13 protein-coding genes are annotated in these 16,818 nt (G+C 61.2%); 4 read left to right on the top strand and 9 right to left on the bottom strand.

Annotated features, from left to right (window positions below):
• Positions 1-103: 103 nt before the first annotated feature.
• On the bottom strand, positions 104-1,450 hold the full coding sequence (gene pmbA / locus K0H47_RS07825; protein WP_003216094.1) for a metalloprotease PmbA: 1,347 nt from the start codon (positions 1,448-1,450) through the stop codon (positions 104-106).
• 108 nt (positions 1,451-1,558) lie between these two features.
• Between pmbA and yjgA the strand changes: the two genes are divergently transcribed.
• Entirely contained in the window at positions 1,559-2,080 is a 522-nt protein-coding gene (gene yjgA / locus K0H47_RS07820) for a ribosome biogenesis factor YjgA (RefSeq protein ID WP_003216092.1), read from the top strand.
• Positions 2,081-2,125: 45 nt separating this feature from the next.
• Here yjgA and tldD read toward each other — a convergent pair whose 3' ends face one another.
• The 8 genes from tldD to mreB all read right to left on the bottom strand — a co-directional run bounded on the left by tldD (position 2,126) and on the right by mreB (position 13,324).
• Positions 2,126-3,568, bottom strand: coding sequence for a metalloprotease TldD (tldD, locus tag K0H47_RS07815; protein WP_063027147.1), 1,443 nt, complete (start codon positions 3,566-3,568; stop codon positions 2,126-2,128).
• 16 nt (positions 3,569-3,584) lie between these two features.
• Complete coding sequence (locus tag K0H47_RS07810; protein ID WP_093205180.1) at positions 3,585-4,433, bottom strand: carbon-nitrogen hydrolase family protein; 849 nt, start codon at positions 4,431-4,433, stop codon at positions 3,585-3,587.
• A gap of 48 nt (positions 4,434-4,481) precedes the next feature.
• A complete protein-coding gene (locus tag K0H47_RS07805; RefSeq protein WP_219272324.1) occupies positions 4,482-8,297 on the bottom strand; it encodes a YhdP family protein in 3,816 nt (1,271 codons plus the stop codon).
• Positions 8,298-8,373: 76 nt separating this feature from the next.
• Positions 8,374-9,831, bottom strand: a complete 1,458-nt coding sequence (gene rng, locus K0H47_RS07800) for a ribonuclease G (RefSeq protein ID WP_003216085.1) — start codon at positions 9,829-9,831, stop codon at positions 8,374-8,376.
• A gap of 70 nt (positions 9,832-9,901) precedes the next feature.
• Positions 9,902-10,498 (bottom strand): nucleoside triphosphate pyrophosphatase, encoded by a 597-nt coding sequence (locus K0H47_RS07795; RefSeq protein WP_063027141.1) that lies wholly within the window; start codon positions 10,496-10,498, stop codon positions 9,902-9,904.
• Between the two features lie 50 nt (positions 10,499-10,548).
• Entirely contained in the window at positions 10,549-11,037 is a 489-nt protein-coding gene (gene mreD / locus K0H47_RS07790) for a rod shape-determining protein MreD (RefSeq protein ID WP_003216081.1), read from the bottom strand.
• Positions 11,037-12,146: a rod shape-determining protein MreC gene (gene mreC, locus K0H47_RS07785; protein ID WP_081585352.1), complete on the bottom strand. Its 1,110-nt coding sequence runs from the start codon at positions 12,144-12,146 to the stop codon at positions 11,037-11,039. Before mreC ends, mreD begins: the two co-directional genes overlap by 1 nt.
• Before the next feature lie 140 nt (positions 12,147-12,286).
• Positions 12,287-13,324, bottom strand: coding sequence for a rod shape-determining protein MreB (gene mreB, locus K0H47_RS07780; RefSeq protein ID WP_002555108.1), 1,038 nt, complete (start codon positions 13,322-13,324; stop codon positions 12,287-12,289).
• 210 nt (positions 13,325-13,534) lie between these two features.
• On the opposite strand from mreB, the gene gatC reads away from it, so the two are divergent.
• Genes gatC through gatB form a run of 3 tightly spaced genes read left to right on the top strand, consistent with a single transcriptional unit; the run spans position 13,535 to position 16,746 of the window.
• Positions 13,535-13,822: an Asp-tRNA(Asn)/Glu-tRNA(Gln) amidotransferase subunit GatC gene (gene gatC / locus K0H47_RS07775; protein WP_003216077.1), complete on the top strand. Its 288-nt coding sequence runs from the start codon at positions 13,535-13,537 to the stop codon at positions 13,820-13,822.
• Positions 13,823-13,838: 16 nt separating this feature from the next.
• Positions 13,839-15,290: an Asp-tRNA(Asn)/Glu-tRNA(Gln) amidotransferase subunit GatA gene (gatA, locus tag K0H47_RS07770; protein ID WP_017477740.1), complete on the top strand. Its 1,452-nt coding sequence runs from the start codon at positions 13,839-13,841 to the stop codon at positions 15,288-15,290.
• Between the two features lie 10 nt (positions 15,291-15,300).
• On the top strand, positions 15,301-16,746 hold the full coding sequence (gatB, locus tag K0H47_RS07765) for an Asp-tRNA(Asn)/Glu-tRNA(Gln) amidotransferase subunit GatB (RefSeq protein WP_177026174.1): 1,446 nt from the start codon (positions 15,301-15,303) through the stop codon (positions 16,744-16,746).
• Positions 16,747-16,818: the final 72 nt, after the last annotated feature.

Below are 16,818 nucleotides of genomic sequence, written 5' to 3'. Positions count from 1 at the left end.
AGAATCAAAACAAGGGCCTGAGGAAATCACTCGGAATTCCAGGCACAAAAAAAGGCGCGCTATCCAATGGATGGCGCGCCTTTTTTCAGCGTTTGTCGGCGGGTCAGCTGCCGGCGACGGTCATCTTCTCGATCAACACCGAACCGGTGCGGATGTTACTGCGCAGTTCCAGGTCATTACCCACCGCGACAATCTGCTTGAACATGTCACGCATATTGCCGGCGATGGTCACTTCCTGCACGGCGAACTGGATTTCACCGTTTTCCACCCAGAAACCCGCCGCGCCACGAGAATAATCCCCCGTGACCATATTCAGGCCATGGCCCATCAACTCGGTGACCAGCAAGCCACGCCCCATACGCCGCAACAGCGCCGCCTGGTCTTCATCCCCATGGGTGATGAACAGGTTGTGCACGCCGCCCGAGTTGGCTGTGCTTGGCAGTCCGAGCTTGCGACCGGCATAAGTACCCAGCACGTAGGACACCAACTCACCGTTCTCAACGAACGGCTTGGCATAGGTCGCCAGGCCATCACCGTCAAACGACGAACTGCCCATGGCGCGCATCAGGTGCGGACGCTCATCGATGGTCAGCCATTCCGGGAACAGCTTCTGGCCAATCGCGCCCTCGAGGAACGACGACTTGCGGTACAGGTTGCCGCCGGAAATCGCCCCAAGGAAGCTGCCGAACAGACCACCGGCCAGTTCCGCCGAAAACAGCACCGGCACTTCGCAAGTCGGCACCGGGCGCGCGCCCAGGCGGCTGGCCGCACGTTGCGCGGCACGCTGGCCGATGAGCACCGGGTCCATCAGCAATTCGCCCTGGCGGTTCACGTCGTACCAGTAATCACGCTGCATCTGGCCGTTGGCTTCGGCGATCATCACGCAGCTCAGGCTGTGACGCGTCGAGGCATAACCGCCGATAAAGCCGTGGCTGTTGCCATACACGCGGCAACCCTGATGAGTGCTCAAGGTGGTGCCATCGGCGTTCTTGATCCGGCTGTCGGCATCAAATGCCGCCGCTTCACAGGTCAGTGCCTGTTCAATCGCCTGCTCAGGGGTGATGTCCCAGGCATGAAACAGGTCAAAATCCTTCAAGTCCCGAGCCATCAGGGCTGCATCAGCCAGGCCCGAGCTTTCATCTTCAGACGTGTGCTTGGCAATCGCCAGGGCTGCCGCGACGGTTTCGCGAATCGCTTCCGGGCCACTGGCGGAGGTGCTGGCCGAGCCTTTGCGCTGGCCCACGTACAAGGTGATACCAAACCCCTGGTCGCGGTTGAACTCAACCGTTTCCACTTCCCGCTGGCGTACCGAAGTCGACAACCCCTGCTCCAGGGACACCGCCACTTCACAGGCACTGGCCCCCTGGCGCTTGGCCTCGGCAATGATCTGCTCGACTTGTTCCTGCAGTGCCGGTAACGCTTGCGGACCGACGCTTTGGGCTGCACTCATGGTTTTCTCCACTCAAATTCTGCTTTCGGTTAAGGCCTTCTAGCGACCGGGCCGGACAAGCGGCCCCCGACTGGTTATCATGGCGGCGTTTCTTTGCGGACTGCCACCATGGTTGATTCTTACGACGACTCCCTCGATGGGGAGAAAAGCAAATCTCAGGTCAAACGCGAGCTGCATGCTCTGGTTGACCTCGGCGAGCGCCTTACAACACTCAAGCCTGACTTGTGTGCAAAACTGCCATTGACCGACGCCCTGCGCCGGGCTCTGAACGATGCGCCCAAGCACACCGCGAATATCGCGCGTAAACGGCACCTCATGTTTATCGGCAAACTGATGCGCGACCAGGACACTGACGCCATTCTGACGTTGCTCGATCAACTCGATGCCTCCACTCGCCAGTACAACGAGCGTTTCCATAACCTGGAACGCTGGCGTGATCGCCTGATCGCCGGCGATGACGCGGTACTGGAGAAGTTCGTCATCGAGTACCCGGATGCCGATCGCCAACAATTGCGCTCCCTGATCCGTCAGGCCCAGCACGAACTGGCGCAAAGCAAGCCACCGGCCTCCAGCCGAAAAATCTTCAAGTACATCCGTGAGCTGGACGATAGTCAACGCGGCCTGCGCTGACCCTCTTCCCCGGGTGGCGACTTTCGCCACCCGAAGCTCCCGTTCTTACGACCCCGTGCCACCCACGGTGATCGCATCAATTTTCAAGGTTGGCTGGCCGACACCCACCGGCACCGACTGACCATCCTTCCCGCATGTCCCCACACCGCTGTCCAGCGACAGGTCGTTACCGACCATCGAGACCTTGCTCATGGCTTCCGGACCGTTGCCAATCAACGTTGCCCCTTTGACCGGCGCAGTAATCTTGCCGTCTTCGATCAAGTACGCCTCGCTGGTGGAGAACACGAACTTGCCGCTGGTGATATCCACCTGCCCACCACCGAGGTTGGCGCAGTAGATACCGCGCTTCACCGAGGCGATGATCTCGGCCGGGTCGCTTTCGCCACCGAGCATGTAAGTGTTGGTCATGCGCGGCATCGGCAGGTGCGCGTAGGACTCGCGACGCCCGTTACCGGTACGGGCTACGCCCATCAGGCGGGCGTTGAGCTTGTCTTGCATGTAGCCCTTGAGCACGCCGTTTTCGATCAGCGTGGTGCACTCGGTCGGGGTGCCTTCGTCATCGACGCTCAATGAGCCGCGACGCCCAGCCAGGGTGCCGTCATCGACGATGGTGCAGAGCTTGGACGCAACCATCTCGCCCATGCGCCCGCTGTAGGCCGAACTGCCCTTGCGGTTGAAGTCACCTTCCAGGCCGTGGCCCACGGCTTCATGCAGCAGCACGCCGGACCAGCCGGACCCCAGCACCACCGGCAACGTGCCGGCTGGTGCTGGAATCGCTTCCAGGTTAACCAGGGCCTGGCGCAGCGCTTCACGGGCATAGCCCATGGCGCGGTCTTCGGTGAGGAAATAACGGTAGTCGGTACGCCCGCCGCCGCCATGGCCACCGCGCTCGCGGCGGCCGTTCTGTTCAACGATCACGCTGACATTGAAACGCACCAGTGGCCGCACATCCGCCGCCAGGCCGCCATCGGTGGAGGCCACGAGGATGCGCTCCCACACACCGGCCATGCTCACGGTGACTTGCTGGATACGCGGGTCCAGGGCGCGGGTCGCCGCGTCCACACGCTTGAGCAGCTCGACCTTTTCAGCGCGGCTGATCACTTCCAGCGGGTTATCCGGGGCATACAACTGGGCCACGTCCTGGGTGCTGAACGCCTGCACCGTCCCGTTTTGACCGGCACGGGAGATCGAACGCGCCGCACGAGCCGCCAGGCCCAGGGCTTCAAGGGTAATGGCATTGCTGTACGCAAAGCCGGTTTTTTCACCGGACTGCGCACGCACGCCCACACCTTGATCAAGGTTGAAGCTGCCTTCCTTGACGATCCCGTCTTCCAGGGCCCAGGACTCGGAAATCTGCCCCTGGAAATACAGGTCGGCAGCGTCGATGCCTGGCCCGGCCAGATCGCCGAGGACCGCTTGCAAGCTTTCGATGGTCACGCCACCAGGCGCCAGGAGGTGTTCACTGACTGAGGACAACAACTCGCTCATAGGTTTGGCCTTAAATTCATCGTTCTGAAGCAGGTCGCTGCGCGCCCTGCGAGAAAAAGCGCCGGTGGCCCGCCACCGGCATGCGCGTCCGTATCGACGCCTGTTCACTGCTATCGCGCTCGGCCAACAACACCGCTTCGCCTTGATCCTGTTGTGCCAACACGCGTCCCCATGGATCGATGATCGCCGCATGCCCGAAGGTTTCCCGGGGCCCCGGATGCACGCCACCCTGGGCGGCCGCCAGCAGGTAGCACTGGGTCTCGATGGCCCGGGCACGAATCAGCACATCCCAGTGCGCGGCACCCGTCACCGCCGTAAAGGCGGAGGGTGCGGTAATCAGTTCAGCACCCGCCGCGCGCAATTCGCTGTAAAGCTCCGGAAAACGCAAGTCGTAACACACTGTCAGCCCCAGGCGGCCGACCGGCGTATCCGCCACCACCACCTGGCTACCATGAGCATAGTCATCGGATTCGCGATAACGACCCCGGGCATCAGCCACGTCGACATCGAACAGGTGCAGCTTGTCGTAACGGGCAACGATTTCGCCCTGATCATCAATCAGCAGCGAGCAGGCATTGGACTTGGCGTTCGGCTGATCCTTTGGAGGCAGCGGCAAAGTGCCGGCCACTATCCATAAGGTGAGGTCGCGGGCGGTCTGTTTCAACCATGGCAGGATCGGTCCTTCGCCCAAGGCCTCGGCGCGACCGATATCGGCCACATCGCGACGGCCCATGGCGGCGAAGTTTTCCGGGAGTACCGCAAGCCTTGCACCACCCGCCGCCGCTCGTTCCAGCAAGCGCCGGGCCTGGGCCAGGTTGGCCAGCACATCGCTTTGGCTGACCATTTGGATTACCGCAAAGGACATGGGCCTACACTCCAGAAAAGGCATGAGGCCATGCTACTCCACAGGTAATCAGTTTGGCTTTTCAAATGGCTTGTCGAAGGTGATTTTCGGGTCCTTCCACGGGCCTTCTACCTTGTACTGCACGCTGGCGAAACGCGAAACACGGTCGCCAATCAGCTTGTCGATCAGGAACAGCGCACCGCCAATGGCCGGCGCGCCGACGATCAGCGCGGCAATCGGCAGGTTGTTGGTGACCGGCAGCGTCACCAGCAGCTTGGCATCGACACGATCAGCCACCAGGTCCAGGGTGCCGTTGATCTCGAGGTTGCTCGACGGGCCGGTCATGGTGATCGGCTCACGGGTCACAAACACGCCATTACTGGCCGCCAGCAAGCCCTTGACCCGGTCATAGCTCAAGCCCTTGCCGAGCAAGTCAGAGAAGTCCAGGCGCAGCCGGCGACCGATGGAGTTGAAGTTCAGCAAGCCAAACACCCGAAGCGCCTGGGCGCCGCCTTCCACTTCAACAAATTGGCCTTTGCGGAAGCTTGCGTCCAGGCTGCCGGAGAAGCGCTTTGGACCGACCCAGGCTGGCGAGCCCGGCCAGCGGCCGTCCACGTCCACATGAAACTCTTCACTGGTCACGCTCGGCGCAAACCCCCAGCCCTTGAGCACGTCCCCAATGTTCTTGCCGTCCAGGCGGCCCTTGTACCAACTGCTGCTGGCGCCGGGAGCGCCCTCCCAACCGCCGGCGCCCTGGAGCAGCATGCCCTTGAGCCCCAGGTTGAGGCTGTTGAACGCCATGCCCTTGGCCGTCGGCCGCACTTTCAACGACCATGCACCTATCAGGTCAGGGCCCTGGAACAACTGGGCAATCGCGATATCCAGCGCAGGAATATCCTTGGGATTAACGTCAGCCAGCGGGTCCGGCGCATTTTCATCTGCCTGCACCGTCGGATCCACAGCAGGCAACTTCACGTACTGCAAGTTGACCGCAATCGGCGCGCCCTTGGCATCCGGCAACCCCACGGTACCCTTGGCCTGCTGGCTGTCGAACTGCAAGCCCCAGGCGGCGGGTTTGCGATCCAGTTGCAGGTTGACCTGATCGAACTGGGTGCCGAAGCCCGTCAGCTTTCCAATCTTGAAGTCCGCCCCGCTCAACAGCTGCTTGGCACTGCCTCCCGGATCGTTGCCGGCGTAGCGGTCCACGAGTTTTTTCCAGGGATCGATATCCAGCTCCGATAACACACCGCGGATACGCAAGCCCTTGCCGGCCGGCAACACCGCATCGCCATCCCCCAGGAATAGCTCGCCACGGCCATCGGCAAAACTGTCGGCCGGGGCGGCGAAGGTGAAGCTGCCCAACTCGCCATAATCGAACCAGTAACGGCGCTCCTTACCCTGCAAGGTCATGCGGAACACGCTGTCACGGCCCTGGCTCGCTGGCATGCCGAACGGCGCCGGCAGGTCCACGGCCACACCCTTGAGGTTGGAACTGACCATCAGCTGGCTGTCGGCGCCGTCGAGGTTGAGCTGCAATTGGTAGGGGATATCGCCGGACACCGGCAACGGCTGGCTGACCTTCAGCCAGTCAGTCAACCGCTTGACGGTCACCTGCCCTTTCGCGGTGACGCGGGTGTTGAGGTTGCCTGGCTTGCCATCGGCGAAAATCTGCGCAGTGATCGGCCGGTCGAAGGCCTGTGCGCTGATGTTCTGGCCACTCAGGCCCTTGGCGCTGTCGAAGCGGAAATCACCCTTGAGCTGGGTCAGGTCCAGCGCAGGATCGGCCAGTTGCAGACGCGCCTTGTCGGTCTTGAAGTCCACCACAATCTTGGGATCGGCGTCCTTGGCCAGGGGAATATCCAGGTCCAGCTTGCCTTGCAGGTCACCCTCGCCTTTCCAGCCGGCGAAGGTCGAAGCGGTACCGATCGGCGCGTCCTGAAGGATTTTCAGCCCATCGCCCAAGCCGCCAGCAAAGTTGCCGGTGAGCAGCAGGTGACTGTCCTTGCCTTCAGGCGCATGGGGAATGTTGACGTAGATGTCGTTGACCTTGGTGTCGAGCAACTGGCCCTTGCTGGCCAGGATGCGCACGCCGCTCTCCTCGACAAACACTTCACCCTTGACCTTGCTGACGTGCGGCCAGCCCGGCTGAAACGCCAGCTCGGCATCATGCACCTTGAAGAACAGGCTGATATTGCGTGAGGCGGGCAGCGCATCGTGATTCAGCGAGCCCTGGTACTGGAAGAAGCCTTCGTCTACCGCGCCCTTGAGAATCGCGGTGCGCAGCCACTCATCGAGTGCCGGGCTCAACACGGCCGGGAGGTATTTGGGGGTAAAGCGGCCATCGCCATCGACCATACCGACCCGCAGGTCCATATAGTCTTCCTGGCTATGGTCGAAATGCAGGCGAATCAGGAAGTCGGCGGCGACCTTGCCCTCCTCGCCCAGCACCTTGATATACGGCGCGATCAGGGTGAAGCCTTCCTTGTCCAGCTTCCACGTCAGGCGGGCGTTGGCCTGGATGTACTGCCAGGGCTTGGCGAAGATCGGAAACAGATGCAAGGAGAAGTCCTTGCTGTCCATGCGCAACTCGCCCTTGCCCAGGTCACCGCTGATGCTGCCGCTGACATTGCGGGCGGCCGGAGCGCCGAAGTAGGCGTCAAAGCCGACGCGGTCGAGGTTGGCCGCAAAGCTCACGCGCTGGTCGGTGGTGTCTTGAGGCCGGTAATCCAGCAATACGTTGCGCAGCGTGCCGGTAGCCTTTAGATGATCCAGGGTTGTGGCCACGGCTTCCGGCAAGGGCGCCAAGGCGTGCAGCAATGGCGAGATCGGCGTCAGGTCCAGGCGATCGGCCTGCAGGTTCCAGACTTCCTGGGCCTTGTCGGTCGCCAGGGTTTGCTGCAGTTGCAGGCGCGATTCCCAGCGGGTGTCGCCCAGGTTCATCGCCAGCGAGTCAAACAGCACCTTAAGGCCGCTGTCACTGCGTTGCAGGTAGGCGGTGAGGGCCAGGTTCTCGATGTGCGCCGGCTTGCGATCGGCATAGCTGCCTTTGAGTTGCGGGGCGTTGAGGCGTACGGCAGCACTTTGCACAGTACCCTTGGCCCAGGTCAGCCAGAATTCGCCGCCAGCCTTGAATTCGGTGAGTTTCCATTGCTGGAGCAGTTTCGCCGGGATCCATTTTGCCCAGTCACTCTGGGGCAAGCTCAGGTAAGCCTGGGCTTCGCCGTCTTTCCACTGGCTGGCACGGATCCGGGTGCTCAGGTTCAACGCCAGGGGCTGGCCGTCGGGCAGAGTCAAGCGCGCGTCCAGGCGCTGGCGGTTGGCCCCGGTCTGCAGGCTCACGCCGACATAGGTCAAGGTCAGCGGCGCCTGGTCGAATGGCTGCAGCGTCACCTGGCTGTCGAGCAATGAAACCTGCCCGACCATTTGCATGCGCGTCAGCAGTTGCTCGGGATCCAGTGGCTGGTCGTCCTGCACCGGCAGGCCTTGCAGCGCCCAATGGCCGTCCTGGTCCTCCTTCACGCTGACCTGCAGGCCGCTGACTTCCAGGTGGGCAATGCGCACTTCGCGCGCCAGCAGGCTGGCCCAGATGTCCGGTACCACTTGTACCTGATCCAGGCGCAGGGCATTAGTGCCCTCGCCGACCATCACGTCGTGGGCCATCAATACCGGGGCGAAGCCGCTCCAGCGCCCTTCCAGGCTGCCGATACTCAGGGGCATATCCAGCGCCGTGCGAGCCTTGGCTTCGATTTCGCCACGGTATTCCGCCACCAGCGGCGTCAATTCACGGCCAAGGCTCACGTACACCGCTGCCAATACCAGCAGCAAGGCGCACAGGCCGAGGCCCCAGCGGGTCAATGCGGCAAAAAAGCGTATCAGACGCTCCATGTCAGGCGACCCTCAAAGGCAATAGTCGGACGGCAGATCAAGGTCTGTCCGTCTCGTTGATAAGAGCTAACGCGAATCAGAGCAGCACCACGTCATATTGTTCCTGGGAATACATGGTTTCGACCTGGAAGCGAATGGTGCGCCCGATAAAACCCTCCAGCTCGGCCACGTTGCCGGACTCTTCATCCAGCAACCGGTCGACCACCTTCTGGTTAGCCAGGACTCTATAGCCCTCGGCCTGGTAGGCGCGCGCCTCCCGTAGGATTTCACGGAAAATCTCGTAGCAAACCGTTTCCGGAGTTTTCAACTTGCCGCGCCCCTGGCAACTGCTGCACGGCTCGCACAGCACTTGCTCCAGGCTTTCACGGGTGCGCTTGCGGGTCATCTGCACCAGCCCCAACTCGGTAATGCCGATGATGTTGGTCTTGGCGTGATCGCGCTCCAGTTGCTTCTCAAGGGTACGCAGCACCTGGCGTTGATGCTCTTCGTCTTCCATGTCGATGAAGTCGATGATGATGATTCCGCCCAGGTTGCGCAGGCGCAGCTGGCGGGCAATCGCGGTGGCCGCTTCGAGGTTGGTCTTGAAGATGGTTTCTTCGAGGTTGCGATGGCCCACAAAGGCGCCGGTGTTGACGTCGATGGTGCTCATGGCTTCCGCCGGGTCCACCACCAGGTAGCCGCCGGACTTAAGTGGCACTTTGCGCTCAAGGGCTTTCTGGATTTCGTCTTCGACGCCATACAGGTCGAAAATCGGCCGCTCCCCCGGGTAGTGCTCGAGGCGGTCGGCGATTTCCGGCATCAGTTCGGCAACAAATTGCGTGGTGCGCTGAAAGGTTTCCCGCGAGTCGATGCGAATTTTCTCGATCTTCGGGCTGACCAGATCGCGCAAGGTGCGCAGGGCCAGACCGAGGTCTTCGTAGATCACGCTGGGCGCACCGATGGTCTTGATCTGCGCGCCGATCTGATCCCAGAGGCGACGCAGGTAGCGGATGTCCATGAGGATTTCATCGGCACCCGCGCCTTCAGCGGCGGTGCGCAGGATAAAGCCACCGGCCTCCTTGATGCCTTCCAGAGCCACGCAATCGCTGACCACCTTTTTCAGGCGCTCGCGCTCGGCTTCGTCTTCGATTTTCAGGGAAATGCCAACGTGGGCGGTGCGCGGCATGTACACCAGGTAGCGCGAAGGGATCGACAGTTGCGTGGTCAGCCGCGCGCCTTTGGAGCCAATCGGGTCCTTGGTGACTTGCACCACCAGGCTCTGCCCTTCGTGCACCAGGGCGCTGATGCTTTCAACCGCCGGGCCTTCGCGCAGGGAGATTTCCGAAGCATGGATAAACGCGGCGCGGTCCAGGCCGATGTCGACGAAAGCCGCCTGCATCCCCGGCAACACACGCACAACCTTGCCTTTATAGATATTGCCGACGATCCCGCGCTTTTGGGTGCGCTCGACGTGCACTTCTTGCAGAACACCGTTCTCTACCACCGCCACGCGCGATTCCATCGGCGTGATATTGATCAGAATCTCTTCACTCATGGCTGGGTCTCGTTCAGGCGTTTTCACAATAGTGACCGATCGCTTAAGGCTTGGCGCTGGAATACGGCGTTTAGCGCACGGTAAGGTTTTGCCAACAGGGTATGCCGAATTGAGCCAGCAGTTCTGCGGTTTCGCAGACAGGCAGGCCAACGACGGCGGAGTAGCTGCCATTGAGTCCGGCGACAAACACCGCCGCCAAGCCTTGAATAGCATAGCCGCCCGCTTTGTCCTGGGGCTCGCCGCTGTGCCAATAAGTGGTGGCTTCATCCGCTGAAATCTTGCGAAACCGCACGCGGCTGCTGACCAGCCGCGTTTCGCAACGCTGGCCGTCAATCAGGGCGATGGCAGTCAAAACTTCATGTTCACGATCAGAAAGGGCCAGCAACATGGCCAGGGCATCGGCTTGGTCCAGGGGTTTGCCGAGGATTTGGCCGTCGAGAATTACCGCCGTATCAGCGCCAAGCACGCAGGCCCCAGTGGCTTCGGCCAGAGCCGCGCGACCGGCCGCAGCCTTGCCGCGCGCCAGGCGTTCTACGTAGGAAGCGGGCGTTTCATTTGTAAGGGGAGTTTCATCAATGGCGGCGCTGACGACGGTGAACGGCACGCCGATCTGTGTCAGCAGTTCACGCCGCCTCGGGGAGCCCGAGGCCAGATAAAGCGAATTCATGCAGACTCTCCCTGTAGGGTTCGATAACCAGGCAGAGCCTCGCGATCCATTCAATTGATTTTATAGCGACGACGCAACCCACGAAGGCCAAAACTGACCCAAGGCCACAACAGCGCGCTGACCAGCGCCGGCAACACCAGCGCGAGGGTCGGTTGGCGGTTGCCGGTCAAGGCACTGAGCCACAGCTGTACCAACTGCGCCAGGCCGAAGATCACCAGGATCACCAGGCACTGTTGCCACATGGGGAACATGCGCAGACGCTGCTGCAACGACAGCACCAGGAAGGTGATCAGGGTCAGGATCAGCGCGTTCTGGCCGAGCAAGGTGCCGTAGAGCACATCTTCCATCAGCCCAAGGCACATGGCCGTGACCATCCCGACCTTGTGCGGCAGCGCCAGGGCCCAGAATGCCAGCAACAAGGCGAGCCACAACGGACGCAGGATCTCCATGAATTGCGGCAGCGGCGAAACGCTGAGCAGCAAGCCGATGGCAAAGGTCAGCCAGACAATCCAGCCGTTACGCGAATGAGTACCGGCCATTATTCTTCCCTCTGCCGAGTGGTTGCCGGGGCCGCAGCCGGTGGCTTGGTGGCGGCAGGCGGTTTGGCAGCGGCAGGTGTTGCAGCCGCAGGCTTGGCCGGACGTGCGCTATGGGCTACAGGCTTGACCGGCGTCGCGACCGGCGCGGCTGGCGTTGCAGGAACCGCTGCCGGTGCGGCGGGTGCGGCCGGCTTTGGCACGGTCGCAGGGATAATCGGCGCCGTGCCGTTTTGCTTGTCTTCCGCTTCCTGGGCCTGGGCAGCTTCGTTGGCGCGCTCTTCCGGGGTGCGGTTGTCGCTGAACACCAGCAGCAGGTAACGGCTGCGGTTCAACGCAGCGGTCGGCACGGCGCGCACGATGGCGAATGGCTGGCCGGAATCGTGGATCACTTCCTTGACCGTCGCAACCGGATAACCCGCCGGGAAACGCTGGCCAAGGCCCGAGCTGACCAGCAGGTCGCCTTCCTTGATGTCAGCGGTGTCTGCGACGTGACGCAACTCCAGGCGTTCCGGGTTACCGGTACCGCTGGCAATCGCCCGCAGGCCGTTGCGGTTAACTTGCACCGGAATGCTGTGGGTGGTGTCGGTCAGCAACAGCACGCGGGAGGTATAAGGCATCAACTCCACCACCTGGCCCATCAAGCCACGGGCATCGAGCACCGGCTGGCCAAGGACCACGCCGTCGCGCTCACCCTTGTTGATGATGATGCGATGGGTGAAGGGGTTCGGGTCCATGCCGATCAACTCGGCCACTTCGACCTTCTCGTTGACCAGCGCGGAGGAATTGAGCAACTCGCGCAGCCGAACGTTCTGCTCGGTGAGGGCCGCCAGCTTTTGCATGCGCCCCTGCAGCAGCAGGTTTTCGGTCTTGAGTTTTTCGTTCTCGGCCACCAGCTCGGTGCGGCTGCCAAATTGGCTGGCCACACCCTGATAGAGGCGCTGCGGCAGATCGGTGATCCAGTACGTCTGCATCAGGACCAGCGACATCTGGCTACGCACTGGCTTGAGCAGTGTGAAGCGGGCATCGACCACCATCAGCGCAACCGATAGCACGACCAGCACCAACAGGCGCACGCCCAATGAGGGGCCTTTGGAAAAAAGCGGTTTAATAAGCCGCTCCTCCCAGGCAAATGTTTTCTTTATTCATACGGCATCAAACCGGCCTGGATGCAGATTGAAGAAGATAAACGCCAACAGGCAGCACTGCAAAGTGCTGCCTGTGAGCGAAACATGGGCAAACCAGCAAACGCTTATTCGCTGGAGAGCAGGTCCATGGTGTGTTTATCCATCATTTCCAGTGCACGGCCACCGCCACGGGCGACGCAGGTCAGCGGGTCTTCAGCGACGATCACTGGCAGACCGGTTTCCTGGGCCAGCAACTTGTCGAGGTCGCGCAGCAAGGCGCCACCACCGGTCAGTACCAGGCCACGCTCGGCGATATCGGAAGCCAGTTCCGGAGGCGATTGCTCCAGGGCGCTCTTCACAGCCTGAACGATGGTAGCCAGGGACTCTTGCAGAGCTTCCAGCACTTCATTGGAGTTCAGAGTGAAGGCACGTGGAACGCCTTCGGCCAGGTTGCGACCGCGAACATCAACTTCGCGAACTTCGCCGCCCGGGTAAGCGGTACCGATTTCCTGCTTGATGCGCTCGGCGGTGGATTCGCCGATCAGGCTGCCGTAGTTGCGACGCACGTAGGTGATGATCGCTTCGTCGAAGCGGTCGCCACCAACCCGTACGGATTCGGCATACACCACACCATTGAGGGAAATCAGGGCGATCTCAGTGGTACCACCACCGATATCCACCACCATCGAACCGCGCGCTTCTTCAACCGGCAGGCCGGCACCGATCGCAGCAGCCATCGGCTCTTCGATCAGGAACACTTCACGGGCACCGGCGCCAAGGGCCGATTCACGGATGGCACGACGCTCCACCTGGGTGGACTTGCACGGAACGCAGATCAGCACACGAGGGCTGGGCTGCAAAAAGCTGTTTTCGTGAACCTTGTTGATAAAGTACTGCAGCATCTTTTCGCAGACGCTGAAGTCGGCAATCACGCCATCCTTCATCGGACGAATGGCAGCGATGTTGCCCGGTGTTCGGCCAAGCATGCGCTTGGCCTCGGTGCCAACGGCAACGACACTTTTCTGATTACCATGGGTCCGAATGGCCACAACCGATGGCTCATTCAGGACGATACCGCGCTCGCGCACGTAAATAAGGGTGTTGGCAGTGCCCAGGTCGATGGAAAGATCGCTGGAAAACATGCCACGCAGTTTCTTGAACATGGGAAAGGGACCCTAGGCAACGCGTGGGTAAAAAAGTGCGGCAAACTCTAACAACGACAGGGATTTTGGGCAAGGCGCCAATGTGCTAAATTGGCCGACTTTCTGTGCACCAACCCCCACAATCGCGGCCATATGACCGTAGAAATGCGGTAGTGTTCCTACAATCTAACACACGGATAGCTTCCGTTCTGTTTTCCACTGGAGAATCCCATGGCGCTTGAACGCTCCGACGTGGAAAAAATCGCTCATTTGGCCTGTCTTGGCCTCAATGAAGCTGATCTTCCACAGACCACCGCAGCCCTGAACAGCATTCTCGGGCTGGTCGACCAAATGCAAGCCGTGAATACCGACGGCATCGAGCCCCTGGCTCACCCGCTGGAAGCCAGCCAGCGCCTGCGCGCCGACGTCGTGACCGAGCGCAATAATCGCGAGGCCTACCAGTCCATCGCGCCAGCGGTCGAAAACGGCCTGTACCTGGTTCCGAAAGTCATCGACTAAAGGGAAAGAGCCTGCAATGCATCAATTGACTCTGGCCGAGATCGCCCGCGGTCTCGCCGACAAAAAGTTTTCTTCCGAAGAGCTGACCAAGACCTTGCTGGCGCGTATCGCCGAGCTGAACCCCAAGGTCAACAGCTTCATCAGCATCACCGAAGAGCTGGCCCTGAGCCAGGCCAAGGCCGCCGACGTACGTCGCGCCAACGGTGAGAACGGCGCCCTGTTAGGTGCGCCGATCGCCCACAAAGACCTGTTCTGCACCCAGGGCATTCGCACCAGCTGCGGCTCGAAGATGCTCGATAACTTCAAGGCGCCGTACGATGCCACCGTGGTCGCCAAGCTGGCTGCTGCCGGGGCTGTGACCCTGGGCAAGACCAACATGGACGAATTCGCCATGGGCTCGGCCAACGAGTCGAGCCACTACGGCGCGGTGAAAAACCCGTGGAACCTTGAGCACGTACCAGGCGGTTCGTCCGGTGGTTCGGCTGCAGCAGTTGCCGCTCGTCTGTTACCTGCCGCCACGGCCACCGACACCGGCGGTTCGATCCGCCAACCGGCCGCGTTCACCAACCTCACCGGTTTGAAACCGACCTACGGTCGCGTTTCCCGCTGGGGCATGATTGCCTACGCTTCCAGTCTCGACCAGGGCGGCCCTCTGGCTCGCACCGCTGAAGACTGCGCAATTTTGTTACAAGGCATGGCAGGCTTCGATACGCAGGACTCCACCAGCATCGATGAACCCGTGCCGGACTACAGCGCCAGCCTGAACACCTCGATCAAAGGCCTGCGCATCGGCGTGCCGAAAGAGTATTTCAGCGCCGGCCTCGACCCGCGTATCGCCGAACTGGTACACAACAGCATCAAGGCGCTGGAAAAGCTCGGTGCCGTGATCAAGGAAATCAGCCTGCCGAACAACCAGCACGCGATTCCTGCCTACTACGTGATCGCCCCGGCAGAAGCGTCCTCCAACCTGTCGCGGTTCGACGGCGTGCGTTTCGGCTACCGCTGCGAAAACCCGAAAGACCTCACCGACCTTTATAAGCGCTCCCGTGGCGAAGGTTTCGGCGCGGAAGTACAACGCCGGATCATGGTCGGTGCCTACGCCCTGTCGGCCGGCTACTACGACGCGTACTACCTCAAGGCGCAAAAGATCCGTCGCCTGATCAAGAACGACTTCATGGCAGCCTTTAATGAAGTCGACGTGATCCTCGGCCCAACCACGCCGAACCCGGCCTGGAAGATCGGCGCCAAGACCGGCGACCCGATCGCCGAGTACCTGGAAGACCTGTACACCATCACCGCCAACCTCGCCGGTCTGCCGGGCTTGTCCATGCCTGCAGGCTTTGTCGACGGCTTGCCGGTGGGCGTGCAACTGCTCGCCCCGTATTTCCAGGAAGGCCGCCTGCTCAATGTGGCGCACCAGTACCAGTTGAACACTGACTGGCACACTCGCACCCCTACCGGCTTCTGAGGAGAACACTATGCAATGGGAAGTCGTGATCGGGCTGGAGATTCATACCCAGCTCGCCACCCAATCGAAGATTTTCTCCGGTAGCGCCACCACGTTCGGCTCCGAGCCCAACACCCAGGCCAGCCTGGTAGACCTGGGCATGCCCGGCGTGCTGCCGGTGCTGAACCAGGAAGCGGTGCGCATGGCGGTGATGTTCGGCCTCGCCATCGATGCCGAGATCGGCCAACACAACGTGTTTGCCCGCAAGAACTACTTCTACCCGGACCTGCCCAAGGGCTACCAGATCAGCCAGATGGAATTGCCGATCGTTGGCAAGGGCTACCTGGACATCCCGCTGGAAGACGGCACCATCAAACGTGTCGGCGTGACCCGTGCGCACCTGGAAGAAGATGCCGGCAAGAGCCTGCATGAAGAATTCAACGGCGCCACCGGCATCGACCTGAACCGTGCCGGCACCCCGCTGCTGGAAATCGTTTCCGAGCCGGACATGCGCAGCGCCAAGGAAGCCGTGGCCTACGTCAAGACGATCCACGCGCTGGTGCGCTACCTCGGCATCTGCGACGGCAACATGGCCGAAGGCTCGCTGCGTTGCGACTGCAACGTGTCGGTACGGCCAAAAGGCCAGGTCGAGTACGGTACCCGCTGCGAGATCAAGAACGTCAACTCGTTCCGTTTCATCGAGAAGGCGATCAACACCGAAGTGCGTCGCCAGATCGAACTGATCGAAGACGGCGGCAAGGTGATCCAGCAGACCCGCCTGTACGACCCGAACAAAGACGAAACCCGCGCCATGCGCAGCAAGGAGGAAGCCAACGACTACCGTTACTTCCCCGATCCGGACCTGTTGCCGGTCGTCATCGAGGACTCGTTCCTGGCTGACGTACGCGCCACCCTGCCGGAACTGCCGCCGCAAAAACGCGAGCGTTTCCAAGAGCAGTTCGGTCTTTCGGTGTACGACGCAAGCGTGCTGGCATCGAGCCGCGAGCAAGCCAACTACTTCGAAAAAGTCGTGAGCATCGCCGGCGACGCCAAACTGGCGGCCAACTGGGTGATGGTTGAGCTGGGCAGCCTGTTGAACAAACAGGGCCTGGAAATCGACGAAGCACCGGTATCGGCCGAGCAACTGGGCGGCATGTTGCTGCGGATCAAGGACAACACCATCTCCGGCAAAATCGCCAAGACCGTGTTTGAAGCCATGGCCGCAGGCGAAGGCAATGCTGACGAGATCATCGAGAAGCGTGGCCTGAAGCAAGTCACCGACAGCGGCGCGATTTCGGCCGTGCTCGACGAGATGCTGGCCGCCAACTCGGAGCAGGTTGAACAGTACCGTGCAGCGGATGAAGCCAAGCGCGGCAAGATGTTCGGCTTCTTTGTCGGCCAGGCGATGAAAGCCTCCAAAGGCAAGGCCAACCCGCAACAGGTCAACGAACTGCTGAAAAGCAAACTCGAAGGCTGATCGCGGTCGCCTCACTGCGGGAGCCGGCTTGTGTGGGAGCTGGCTTGCCTGCGATAGCATCACCTCGGTGCA

This window comes from Pseudomonas sp. Xaverov 83, assembly GCF_019352905.1.
In the GTDB taxonomy this organism is placed as follows: Bacteria; Pseudomonadota; Gammaproteobacteria; order Pseudomonadales; family Pseudomonadaceae; genus Aquipseudomonas; species Aquipseudomonas yamanorum.
Note: the sequence above shows the minus strand (reverse complement) of the source record. Positions and strands in the feature narration are given on the sequence as shown.